This window comes from Bradyrhizobium sp. S69, assembly GCF_009766005.1.
Lineage (GTDB): Bacteria > Pseudomonadota > Alphaproteobacteria > Rhizobiales > Xanthobacteraceae > Bradyrhizobium.
This window is the reverse complement of record NZ_LMUK01000047.1, coordinates 92,970-104,619: the sequence shown is the minus strand read 5'-3', so window position 1 is coordinate 104,619 and position 11,650 is coordinate 92,970. Positions and strand designations below refer to the sequence as shown.

General features: G+C 59.8%; 9 protein-coding genes and 3 pseudogenes. 3 read left to right on the top strand and 9 right to left on the bottom strand.

The window, feature by feature from the left end:
* Positions 1 to 659 (top strand): annotated as a pseudogene (tnpC, locus tag GSQ88_RS35830) (IS66 family transposase); the annotation flags it as partial.
* Between the two features lie 484 nt (positions 660 to 1,143).
* Here tnpC and GSQ88_RS28275 read toward each other — a convergent pair.
* The 3 genes from GSQ88_RS28275 to GSQ88_RS28265 all read right to left on the bottom strand — a co-directional run bounded on the left by GSQ88_RS28275 (position 1,144) and on the right by GSQ88_RS28265 (position 2,277).
* Positions 1,144 to 1,506 (bottom strand): hypothetical protein, encoded by a 363-nt coding sequence (locus tag GSQ88_RS28275; protein WP_246785068.1) that lies wholly within the window; start codon positions 1,504 to 1,506, stop codon positions 1,144 to 1,146.
* A gap of 266 nt (positions 1,507 to 1,772) precedes the next feature.
* Positions 1,773 to 2,048 carry a hypothetical protein gene (locus tag GSQ88_RS28270; RefSeq protein WP_159011081.1) on the bottom strand — a complete coding sequence of 92 codons (276 nt, stop codon included), beginning with the start codon at positions 2,046 to 2,048 and terminating at the stop codon, positions 1,773 to 1,775.
* Between the two features lie 25 nt (positions 2,049 to 2,073).
* The gene (locus GSQ88_RS28265; protein WP_159011080.1) at positions 2,074 to 2,277 is read right to left on the bottom strand and encodes a hypothetical protein; all 204 of its coding nucleotides are present in this window, start codon (positions 2,275 to 2,277) and stop codon (positions 2,074 to 2,076) included.
* Between the two features lie 79 nt (positions 2,278 to 2,356).
* Between GSQ88_RS28265 and GSQ88_RS28260 the strand changes: the two genes are divergently transcribed.
* On the top strand, positions 2,357 to 2,791 hold the full coding sequence (locus GSQ88_RS28260; RefSeq protein WP_159011079.1) for a hypothetical protein: 435 nt from the start codon (positions 2,357 to 2,359) through the stop codon (positions 2,789 to 2,791).
* Between the two features lie 19 nt (positions 2,792 to 2,810).
* On the opposite strand, the gene GSQ88_RS28255 is transcribed toward GSQ88_RS28260, so the two are convergent.
* From GSQ88_RS28255 to GSQ88_RS35825, 3 genes and pseudogenes are all read right to left on the bottom strand, one after another.
* Complete coding sequence (locus tag GSQ88_RS28255) at positions 2,811 to 3,473, bottom strand: hypothetical protein (protein ID WP_159011078.1); 663 nt, start codon at positions 3,471 to 3,473, stop codon at positions 2,811 to 2,813.
* Positions 3,470 to 4,139: pseudogene (locus tag GSQ88_RS28250) on the bottom strand (SOS response-associated peptidase). Before GSQ88_RS28250 ends, GSQ88_RS28255 begins: the two are co-directional and overlap by 4 nt.
* Positions 4,139 to 4,552, bottom strand: a pseudogene (locus tag GSQ88_RS35825) (hypothetical protein). Before GSQ88_RS35825 ends, GSQ88_RS28250 begins: the two co-directional pseudogenes overlap by 1 nt.
* Positions 4,553 to 5,230: 678 nt before the next feature.
* On the opposite strand from GSQ88_RS35825, the gene GSQ88_RS36020 reads away from it, so the two are divergent.
* Positions 5,231 to 8,728: an autotransporter outer membrane beta-barrel domain-containing protein gene (locus GSQ88_RS36020; RefSeq protein WP_283810708.1), complete on the top strand. Its 3,498-nt coding sequence runs from the start codon at positions 5,231 to 5,233 to the stop codon at positions 8,726 to 8,728.
* Between the two features lie 134 nt (positions 8,729 to 8,862).
* Here the strand turns inward: GSQ88_RS36020 and GSQ88_RS28240 are convergent, their stop codons facing one another.
* From GSQ88_RS28240 to GSQ88_RS28230, 3 genes are all read right to left on the bottom strand, one after another.
* The gene (locus GSQ88_RS28240) at positions 8,863 to 9,120 is read right to left on the bottom strand and encodes a hypothetical protein (RefSeq protein WP_159011077.1); all 258 of its coding nucleotides are present in this window, start codon (positions 9,118 to 9,120) and stop codon (positions 8,863 to 8,865) included.
* A 657-nt stretch (positions 9,121 to 9,777) separates the two neighbouring features.
* Complete coding sequence (locus GSQ88_RS28235; protein ID WP_159011076.1) at positions 9,778 to 10,107, bottom strand: hypothetical protein; 330 nt, start codon at positions 10,105 to 10,107, stop codon at positions 9,778 to 9,780.
* A gap of 994 nt (positions 10,108 to 11,101) precedes the next feature.
* Positions 11,102 to 11,272 (bottom strand): hypothetical protein, encoded by a 171-nt coding sequence (locus GSQ88_RS28230; protein ID WP_159011075.1) that lies wholly within the window; start codon positions 11,270 to 11,272, stop codon positions 11,102 to 11,104.
* Positions 11,273 to 11,650 lie beyond the last annotated feature (378 nt).

Here is an 11,650-nt window from a genome sequence, read left to right as displayed (position 1 = left end):
GTGGGCCTCATGCAGGCCGATGCCTTTGATGGATACAACCAGCTCTACAAGGCTCAAAGGAAGCCGGCTCCGATCCTTGAAGCGGCCTGCTGGAGCGACGGCCGGAGGAAGTTTGTCGACCTGGTGAAACAGGGAGAGGCACCGATCGCCAGCGAAGCAGTACGTCGTATCGACATGCTCTTTGAGATCGAGCGTAGCATTAACGGCCAACGCCGGAGCAGCGGCTTGCCGTGCGCCGGGAACGATCGCGGCCGCTCATTGCCGACCTTGAAATCTGGATGCACCAGCAGCGAGCGCTACTCTCAACCAAAAACGATACCGCCAAAGCGATCAACTACCTCTTCAACCGCTGGGCAGCGTTCACCCGCTTCCTCGACGATGGCCGCGTCTGTCTTACGAACAACGCGGCCGAACGAGCGTTGCGGGGTGTGGCGGTCGGAAGAAGAAACTGGACCTTCGCCGGTTCAGACGCTGGCGGCCACCGTGCCGCCGCCGTCTATACCTTGATCGAAACCTGCAAGATGAACGACGTCGATCCCCAGGCCTGGCTCGCCGACGTGCTCGCCCGCCTTCCAGATCACCCTGCCAACAAAGTCGCTGATCTTCCTCCCTGGAATTGGAAGGCGAGCCAACAGTCCAAGGCCGCCGTCGCGGCCTAAGCGCTTCGCGGCAGACCATCGCGCTGCCTGGGGTGCTGGGCCGGATGCGTACGTTTACGTGCGATCCATGCCGGCAGATCATCCTATTTTTCGATGTGTCAGAAAACTCGCCCTATCTCTCGCAGCTTACATCCGGTCGGCATGACGAGCCAAAGCCTGCTCGGAATTCTCAACCCAATTGCGGGCCGCCATGGTCCTGCCACGGTCTGCTCTAAGCTCATGCCACGGCTTCCCGTGAGATGGGTGCGCACCCTTCGGAACGCAGCCTGACAGGTGCCCAAACGGCTTACGCAGGGGACGAAAGAGGATCGCCAACGTCCAGCGCCTTGCCTGTCCTGATGGCGCCCGTCGCGACGCGCGCCACCGCTGCACATGAATAAGCTGACGAAAGAGCGCGAAGGCCTTTTGCTGAGTGCATCCCGATGAGAAGAGGTGAGCCCGCCGGTTCGTGCCGACGGGCTCTTCTTTGTTGCAGGCAGCTATTTCAAGCCGTCTTGGCGAATAGTGTCAGGACGCCGCCAGCGATGTTGATAGCAACGACTTGTGATGAAGTGAGGCCCTTGGCTCTAAGCGCAGATGTCGCCTCCGGTGTCGCGTCAATAGACTTCCGAAGTGACTGCATATCTTCCTCGCTTGTGCGCGCGACGACGCCATCGACCTTCGAGCGCATCTCCGGTTTCAGGTCAGTGACGTTGACGATCTGTACGCTCTGTATGAGCTTATTGGGTTGAGCAGGCGGTGTCTGTGCCTGGGATTGCGGGGGCGTTCCCTGTGCCTGTGCCTGCACGAAAGCTGGCGTCCCGAGAGCGACGCCAGCTGCGATCGCGGATGCGATAAAGATGCGCATTGTCATTCCTTTCCGGTTTGAAAAACCAAGAAAGCGCTATCCACGAAATTTGGTTTGTGTCTGATTTTCATGTGACCATTGAGTGAAACCAATGCGGCTGCAATGCGCACGCGCAAGCCGTGCCGTGCCCGCGCCAGCCGCTTGCGTCAGCGGGGCGCGCAGGGCGCCACGACCATCGAATGACCTTGTAGACCTTGGCGCGTTTCCTGCGCGGTGCCGGTGCCAGCTTCGGCTCCTTCGGTGTTATGTCGTCCCCTTCGTCGTCCTCATTTTCCGAGAAAATCCCTCAGCCGCGCTAGCTCAATGATGTGATCCCCGGATAAAATCGCGCTAACCAGATCAGACTGCGGCGCGGTGTGAATTTCATACAAATGACGCTGCGATTCTGGCTGCAAAATATACTTCTGAATGCACTCGTCGAGAGTGCCGTCGATGATCATGTAGGGACGTGCGCCGAGTGCGGCGCTAATGCGTTCCTTGTTGACTGACGGCCATTTTCTGAGGATTGCGGGAGCACTGAAATCAATTTGTGTATCGGACATGCTTGGCGGGCTTCTTTCTCTAAAATCACGGCTTGGGCCGCACCGATCGCAATCGCCTGAACTGGCGCGAACCGAGCACCCGATCGATCGCGGCCCAGACCTTGAGGATTGCGATCCCCTTGGTCGGGGCATGGCCATATTCGATCTTTGGCGGACTGCCCAAAACCACGGTCCATTGCCAGCCCCGTTCATCTTCCTCAAGGGTGTATTGGACGTCTCGATATTCCATTGACCGACCTGTGGCGTTCCGACGCCGTTCCGGGCCGCAAACCCTAGTGGCATTGCTTGGCGGCGCCAAGGCCGCTGTAATGGCCGCGACGAGCACGAAATCGCGAGAAGTCATCTACGGCGGCCGGATCATCGGGGCGAAGATACGCGCCTATGGTGCCCGTGAAGCCGCGCAGAAGGCCGTCCGCGAAGCCGACCGCGCAGCGGCCGAGCTATGGTCGATCCAGATGGAAGCTCATGGCGGACCGGTGCAACCATCGCCCACCATCGCGCAATGCCTCAGCGGCGGTTATGGCTGGCTACAAGTCAAATGCCATCGCTGTGAAACCGAGGCCAGCATCCCGCTTGAACACGTCCGCAGGCCGCGCGATACGCCGATCTGGAAACTAGAGGCGGCGCTGAAATGCCAGTCGTGCCGGACGCCGCGCTATTCGCCGCGCGTGCATATGATCAAGCTGACGATGCAGCGCGAGATCGCGCCTTACAAATGGGTGCATCCGAGTGAGGATCGGTGATCCGGTCCAATGATCCCTCCTATGTAAAGCTAGTTTGGAAGTTCGGCCGCAGCTTGTATTTTTCGGGAACGATGCGCAAATGCTGCGCGATGGGCGCAAACGGGTCGCGCGAGACCGGCACCACTATTGCAAAGTGTCGGATGGTAACGATGCACGCGCCTCGTTCAAACGCAAAAGCAAACGGATTGCGCCAAATTTCGGTATCCGCACCTGTGAATGGCTCTCCCGTGAGTATCATTTGATGCCGAGCGTCTAACCGTGGATGAAATTTGTTGGGGCGAAAGAATTGCTCTCTTAAAAGCAGCCCGCTGGGCATGGGCTTGTCGTAAAAGCGGCCCTTCCAGCTATTGCAGCCGTTGTCGTACAATTTTGAGCCTCGATAGAGCAGCGGCTTTTTGCACAGCAAGAGATTACCAGAGCGAACATTATTTGGCGTTGCCGGATTGCTTCGAACCGCCGAAGGATCGTTCCTGAGAGCTTGTCTTGGAATAAGATGTTCAAGATCGAAGAATTCCTGACCGAGGAAACGGCCACAGCAATAGCACAACAAAAGTTGGTTGTTCTGCAACTCGGGAATAAACCTCCCGAGATCAAGCCTCATACTGTGCCAAAGCTGCTCTTTAATCGATGCGGTCATGAGGTCGGTTACGATTGGCTCGGGCGTTTCTTCTAGTGTATTCATGCTGCCGCCTTGTCTTCCTTATCCGCTCCCCGCTCCCCGCGCCACGATCTTGACGCATCATCCGGCAGCGGACGTTGCAGCGCCTTGGCTTCATCCCACGGCGCCCGCATCCAAACGTTCCACTCCTCATCGGTCGTCAGTATCACCGGCATCGCTTTCGGGTGAATCGGCTCGACCACGGCGTTAGGCGCCGTCGTCAGGAAGCCATAGACGTGGTGCGGTCCGGGTATCGGCTTCGACTTGGTGCCACGGTCGCCCTTGAATTCGGTCCAGATGCCGGCAAAGGCGAACAGCGGCCGGTCGTCATTGAGCGCGAACCAAACCAGGGTCCTTTTTCTTCGTCTCCGGGTTCGGTTCCGGCGCGTATTCCACGAAGCTGTTCGCCGGCACCAAGCAACGGTGCTCTGGCTTCATCCAGCCGCGCCAATGCGGCGACGATGTATTCCGGATATTCGTCACTGGGGGCCACGGCGACTTCGGTGGCGGCGGCATGCCCCAGCGCATCATGATCATCTCGCGCTCGCCTTGGTCGTTGCGCACCACTGGCGCGGGATAGTCGGGGAACACGCCCGGCATCGGCGGCAGGTTGCCGACGTAGCGGTTGATGACCCGGAACAGCGCGATGATGGCGGCTTGGTTGCTGGTGATCGAATACAGATTGCACATCACCGCTCACCCGGCCACCATTTCGACGGCGGATTGAACGCGGATATTTTCGTCGACCTCAGCGCGACTAGATGGCTGCGCTTGAATGGGCGTCCGCTCTGTCGCGAACAGTTCTTGCAGCGCATGTATCGCTCGAGCTCATGGATTGGGGTCGTCTTCGGCCGGCGAACGACGTTGAGCACCACTGTTTGGTGTGTCTCGCAGCCAAGGCATTTTACTTCGAGATATGGATAGCCGCCGTTGAGGGCGTCGCCGAGGGTCGGAGAGGGCTGCGCCGGACCCTGAAAGGCCAACATCCGCTGGCTCCATGCGACGCAGGCTAGATGATCCGCGACCCTGCGCGCTTCTGCAACTTGCTACGCTGAATGCCGGACGGATGAGCCATAGATTGTTTCTCGCGACTTGGTGCCCATGCCGCAAGGAAGCGTGGACAACGACATCGGCGCTCGCCACATTTGCAGCATTTCCGACCTGCGGCACCCCGGTTTGCAAGGCGTCTCATTTTTTTGACGAACCGTATCGTTTTTGTGTCTCCGCCTTTCTGACCTCAGAGCGCTTTGGAACGAACTCCGTACATTTTTACAACACCGCGCGATATTCGCTCAGTTTGTCACGCCGGCGCTATACGAGCTAATCGATCGCGTTCAGATTGTGGTGGAACAAGCTTCAGTATCGAATCAGGCGTTTAACGTGGGAACGGCGATATTTGCGCCGTGGTGCGCATGGCTTTTGATCAGGTATTTTTTGGCGTTCGTTCAAGCAAATTCAATTCCCCGGCGCGGCATCGTTCACTGAGAGCGACAACACTCGCCGCGACCCTGGCTTTCCTGGTCGCGGCAGGCAGCGCCTTGGTTATCGGCCCGCTGACGGCGACGCCTGCGATGGCGGCTGATGGCGATGGTGGGGCTAGCACCCAGGGCGCCGTGCTAGGCGGGACCGGTGGCGGGCCAGGGTTCAACGGCACTTCGGGAACTGACGGTGGATCGGGTGTCCCCAGCGGTAATCCTGGTGGCGGTGGCGGCGGTGGTGCCTCTGGTACCGTTACGGGTGGCCTCGGTGGCGCGGGTGGCGCCGGTGCCGGTGACTCCGTAATGGGCGGCACATCCGGCGCGGCAGGTACCGGGATCGCGGGCGCTGGCGGCGCTGGCGGCCCTGGCGGCAGCGAAGACTTCTCGAACGGTGGCGGTGGCGGCGGCGGCGGTGGTGGCACTGCCGGAAACGGCGCCAGCGGTACCATCGCGGGGGCAGCGACAGGGGGCGCTGGCGGCAATGGCGGACACGGCGGTCAGGGGACGGAAGGCGGCGGTGGCGGTGGCGGTGGCGGCGGCACAGGCGGCTATGGCGCCGTTGTCACCGTTAACGGTCTGAACAATACGTTCGCAATCACAGGCGGTGGCGGCGGTAATGCCGGCGGGGGTGCCTTCGGAGCGGAAGGATTTGGCGGAAATGCCGGTACGGGCGGCGCGGGGGGCGCCGGGGTCGCGCTCAGCGGGGTAACGACTTTCACTAACACTGGTGGCATCATTTTGGGCGGTGCAGGCGGCCTGGGGAACGTCGGCGGCGGATCCCCAGCCATACCACCCCTCAGTGGCAATGGCGGCGCCGGTGGCATCGGCGGCGCCGGTATTCAGGCGTCGGGAGCCGCGATCACAAACACCGGAACGATTCAGGGCGGTGCTGGCGGTGGCGCCAATGGCGGCTTCGGAGGTGCGGGAGGAGTCGGCATCGTCGGCTCCGGACTGACGATCGTCAACAGCGGCTCGATCGCGGGCGGTCTTGGCAATGGCGGTACCGGGGCGCAAGTCAATGCTATCACCTTCTCGGGCGGCACGAACGCTCTCGAGCTGCAGGCTGGTTCCAGCATCACCGGCAACGTCGTCGGCACCGGTACGGACACGTTCCGGCTCGGTGGTAGCGCGAGCAGCTCCTTCGATGTGTCGCAGATCGGCAGCACCGCGCAATATCAAGGCTTCTCCACCTTCATCAAGACCGGCAGCAGCGCCTGGACGCTGACCAACACGACGACCGCTATAACGCCGTGGACCATCAGTGCCGGCACGCTGTCCATTTCGTCCGACAGCAATCTTGGCGCTTCTTCGGGGGGGCTGACCTTCAAGGGCGGTACGCTGGAAACGACCGCGACGCTTTCGAGCGCGCGCGGCGTGACGCTCGATACGTCAGGGACCATTCAGGTCGATACCGGCGTGGCGACGTTGAGTGGCGTGATCGCCGACGGCGCGTCAGCGGGCAGCCTCACCAAGACCGGTACCGGCACACTGACGCTGACGGGCGCCAATACCTACACCGGACTGACGACGGTGACGGGCGGCACCTTGAATGTCGCCGCGATCAACGGCGGGCTGACCAACACCGCCATCGTTAACGCCAGTGGTGGCACGATCAACGGCGCGGTGGTCAATAATGCCAACGGGCTGTTCAATGTCGGCGGCACGGTGACAGGCAATAGTACGTTTACCAATGCTTTCGGTGCGACCCTCGCGATCGAGACCGCCGGCGCCTACACCTTGCAGGGAATGCTTACCAACAGCGGCGTCGTGACTGTCGCAAGCGGCGGCCAGTTGACCGCCATTGTGGGCGGCATCACCAATTTGGCCGGCGGCACGATTACGGTAGCGACCGGTGGTACCGTCAGCGACGATCTCAACAATGCGGGCACCTTAACCAATGGCGGCGCCTACAATGCCAATGTCGCCACCAACACCGGAAGCATCACCAACAATGGCACCTGGACCGGCGACGTCGCGTCGAACGCCGGCACCATCACCAATAATCTGACCTGGACCGGTGCGATCGTCACTTCTGGCACATTCATCAATGCCGCCGGTGCGACGGTCTCGGGACTTGTGACCAATAGCGGCACGGCGAGCAACGCCGGTACGCTCAACGGCGGCCTTACCAACACGGCTGGAACCTTCAACAATACCGGCACGATCAACGGCAACACCACGATTTCCGGTGGGTCGCTGTTCGGAACTGGTTCGGTCGGCAATCTGACCATCGGCAATGGCGCGGTGTTCGCGCCAGGCAACGGCACGCCGGGCACATCGATGACCGTCAATGGCAGCCTGGCATTCTCACAGGGTGCCTTCTACCAGGTGGCGATCAATCCGCAGACTGCCTCATTCGTCAACGTCACCGGGACGGCCACGCTCGGCGGAGCTTCGGTCCAGGCCTTCTTCAGCGCGGGCAGCTACGTCAGCAAGCAGTACACCATCGTCAGTGCGGCTGGCGGCGTCGGCGGCACGTTCGGCTCTCAGGCCAACACCAACTTGCCGGCCGGTTTCAATTCGAGCTTGAGCTACGACGCAACCCATGCGTACCTCAATCTGGCGCTGAACTTCACACCACCACCCGTGACGCCGCCGTCAGGGCCGAGCGCGCCGGTCAACAGTGGGCTAAATATCAACCAGCGCAACGTCGGCAATGCCCTGGTCAACTCCTTCAACACCGTTGGAACGATTCCGATCGTGTTCGGTGCGCTCACGCCGGCCGGATTGACGCAAGCCTCCGGCGAACTGCCGACCGCTTCGCAGCAGACCACATTCGATGCCATGAACTTGTTCATGGGGTTGATGACCGATCCGTTCATGAGCCGGAACGGCGGCGCGGGTTCGGTGCCAGCAACTGGCTATGCAGAGGAGGGCGCCGTCAGCGCCTATGCCGCGACCAGGAAGACCGATGCGTTCGCGATGTTCACCAAGGCGCCACAAATCTTCGAGCAACGCTGGAGCACCTGGATTGCAGGCTATGGTGGGTCGCAGAGCACCGACGGCAACGCGGTGCTCGGATCGAACAACACCACCTCAAGCGTCTACGGCACGGCGGTCGGAGCCGACTATCTGTTCTCCCCGAACACGATCGCGGGCTTTGCGCTGGCCGGCGGCGGCACCAACTTCTCGGTGGCCAACAGCGGCAGCGGCCATTCCGACCTGTTCCAGGCCGGCGTCTATGTCCGCCACACCGAAGGGCCGGCGTACATCTCGGCCGCGCTGGCTTACGGCTGGCAGGACATCACCACCGACCGCACCGTCAGCGCTGCCGGCCTCGATCAGCTGCGCGCCGAGTTCGATGCTAATGCCTGGTCCGGGCGGGTCGAAGGCGGCTATCGGTTTGTTGCGCCATGGACCGGCGGCGTCGGCATCACGCCCTATGCCGCGGGACAGTTCACCACCTTCGATCTGCCGTCGTATGCCGAGTCCGTTTTGTCCGGCGCCGGCACCTTCGCGCTCGCCTATGGCGCCAAGGATGTGACGGATACCCGCAGTGAACTGGGTTTTCGCACCGACAAATCATTCCTGGTGCAGGACGGCGTCCTGACGCTGCGCACCCGCTTTGCCTGGGCCTATGACTTCGATCCCAATCGCTCGATCGCGGCAACCTTCCAGGCTCTCCCGGGCGCGAGCTTCGTGGTCAACGGCGCGGCGCAGGCGGCGGACTCCGGGCTCACGACAGCTTCCATCGAAATGAAATGGAAGAACGGCTGGTCGGCGGCTGCCACCTTCGAAGGCGAGTTCTCGAACGTTACGTCGAGCTATGCCGGCAAGGGTGTGGTGCGATATCAGTGGTAGCCGCGACTGAAAAGTTTTTTCGGCAGCGACACATAGCCCCAGCTATTCATCCCGCTTCAGCTTCCGCTTGCCCCAATGCGTCTCCTTGCGATCGGGATTGAACAGGCGCTCAACGTAACGGTTAAGGGCGGCCTTCAGCGGTATTGAACGGGGTTTCCGAAAATCCACGAGGCTACAGCGATCCAAATCCCGAAGCCGAACAACTCCAGAAGGATCCCCGTAAAAACGGCAATGGTCGCAGACAAGTAGCTTCTCCCGCGAAAGCTGTTCCATGCGGAAACGAATGCCGCAAATCCAAAACTAAACGGTGCCACGAAGATCATGAAAAGCAGGTAGCCCGCGAAAATCAACATCGCGTAAGACAGCTGCCAAAGAGCCTTGGCTATTTCCATATTTTCGGACGCCGCTGTTTGAGGTCCACCGCAACGCCGGTTTTATTTCGGCAGGGTCGTCGGATCTCGCCATTGCCGCAATATGCGACGTTGACGGTCAACATTCCAGCCCTTCACTTCGCCTTTGCCTTCAGCTTAGCTTCGCGCGCAAGCCCGTCGGCCTTGAGGCGTTTGTGGTTTGCTGAAATTCGGGTTCGGCTTGGCTGTCCGATATTGTCTGCCGCGACCCTGTCGATTGAGGCCCTTCGAGCAGCCTCGTCCTCAACCTGTTCCGCGGCCGTTCGCTTCGGCTTGATCATTTGGCTTTGGCTTTCAGCCGCTTATTTCAGTCCGTCAGCGGTCTTGACCTCGGTCTTAAATCCCTCCGGCATTCGGGGTGCCGCGCCCTCGTCCGCCATGTTGCATGGCCGGGCAGCGCGTAAACACGAATCTCGGACTTTTGAAAGCCACAATCAAAAGCAAAATCGGTTCGATGAGGACGATAACAATTGTTTTCGTGCTGGCGCTAATTGCCGTGGCCTTCGAAGTATATTCGGACTGGGCGATGATGAGCGGGAGCGTTACCGCGCCCGTCGATCCGATCTCGCGAGCGGTGGCAGACTCAGCGCATTAGCTTGGCAAGTAGCACCGTCCCCAATGCGGGTTTTCGCAATCGGGTTATGGCACGATGTCTTCGAGATCCACACGGTTGGTGAATTTGATAAGGTGCAGCTTTATTTTGCGGGTGGTTGCCAGATCTTGAGCCGCGGCCATAGCGCTTTCCAGCCGTGAAGCATCGGCAGCTATCAGCGGCGTATAGCTTCCGTCAGTTAGCTTGGCCTGAACTACAACTTCCAGACCAGCTTGGTCGATCCATGTCACAAGCCAGATCTGGTTCAGGCGCTGGCCGTCTGGGCCCGGCATACTAAATTCAATCTGATGTTGAGGAACTGTCGAACTAAGAGCCGCTGCAAGACCCAGCGTTACAAGATTCGGGATGATGCTCATTTGCCTTTTTTTCGGTGTGGGACTGCGGAAGCGCCCCTATGCGATATGGCGATGGGCCCATCAAAACGCAGGCGCCGAGGGCTAGACTACCTGATTTGGAAATCCCCGCTTCAGACAATGTCGCAAAAACTCTAGCAGTCTTTTGGCTCCCCGGCTGGATTCGAAACGGCCGATATCGACCTGTAAACACGAGGTTTTTTCCCGGATCGCGAATTCGGTACTGTGTTTTGGTACTGTAAGCGACGCGCAAGAAATTTATTTTTGGTGTGGCGCGTTTCGGGGCGGGTATTCGGGACGAGAAGCGTTCCAAGCATCGATTGAGTCGAGATCAACGAGGGTCCGTTCACCCCGTCTGTAGGCCCGAATGTGCCCGTCGTTGACGGTAGTCGTAGAGTTTTGTCCGGCTGAATTTACCGTAGCTGCAGGCTTCCTTGACGCTCACAAGGCGCCGGGGTTTGATTTCGTCGTTACTCATGGCTGTACACCGTTGTCCCTACCTGACCGCCAGCATGGCAGGGCAAGAACCTTGCTGGGAAGGGGCAGGGCGCTCGCAGGTGTTGACGGCCGCTCGCGGGTGTTGACGAAACGAGCCCCGTTCGACGGCAACGCTGTTTCTAGGCCGTATCCGCGACGCTTGCCGCCAAGGCCTTGATGAAACGAAAAAGGGCGCCACTGGGGCGGCCTTGCGTTACACGTATTCGGGGTGGCTAGGCTGCCCGCTTGATCGGATTGCTCGGTTCATCAACGCGACCGCAGCGCAAGCACTCAAACGTTTGACGCTCGCGATCCAGGTCAAAGCCGTTCGTGACGACCATGTTCATCCCGCATCGGGGAAACTCGGGTCTTATGGCAAATGCCGTGATAGCAACCACCGCGCGAATTAACCAATGATACGTATGAGAGTTATTCTCACCAAAAGGTTGCTATCCGGGTGAATACGCCCGTACCTTTACGGGAGCTCGCAGGAACCGAGTACCCGTTCAGACTGTTTCGTTCATGCCCTGTCAGCGTCCTCAAGTTCTCTAATCGCACGCTCGGCCGTAGCATTCGCTTCCACCTGCGTTCGTGCGGTGCCGCTCTTAAGCACCACCCGTTCCTTGATGATCTGCCAAGCGAAGCCGTCTGGCGGGGTGTTGTAGATCAGGGGAATGTACTTTTTGGGCATGGGCGTGCCTCCAGCCTGCAAGATAGCAGGGAATGCCCGCTTCAATCGGCCTCATCTCAAAAGGGACCACCCCCAAAATCAAAAGGGACCATTCGTGAACAGCGGATGGAAAGGGCCCGGTACCGCTGCTGGTTGGGGTCCCGGGCCGCTTGGGGGTCATGTCCGGGCCCAAATCATCAAGGCATAGGCGGCTACGGCGAAACAGATCACTGTGAAAATGGCGATTATCATTGTTCCAATATGCACCGGGAATCATCGGCTTTCCACAAGCGACAATCTATTTCGCCCTGCGAAACCAAATCAAATTAGGCCACTGCGGTCTTCAAATTAGGCCGCTAGGGGTCGAAACAGGCCAGCACCGATTCCCGGTTAGTCGAG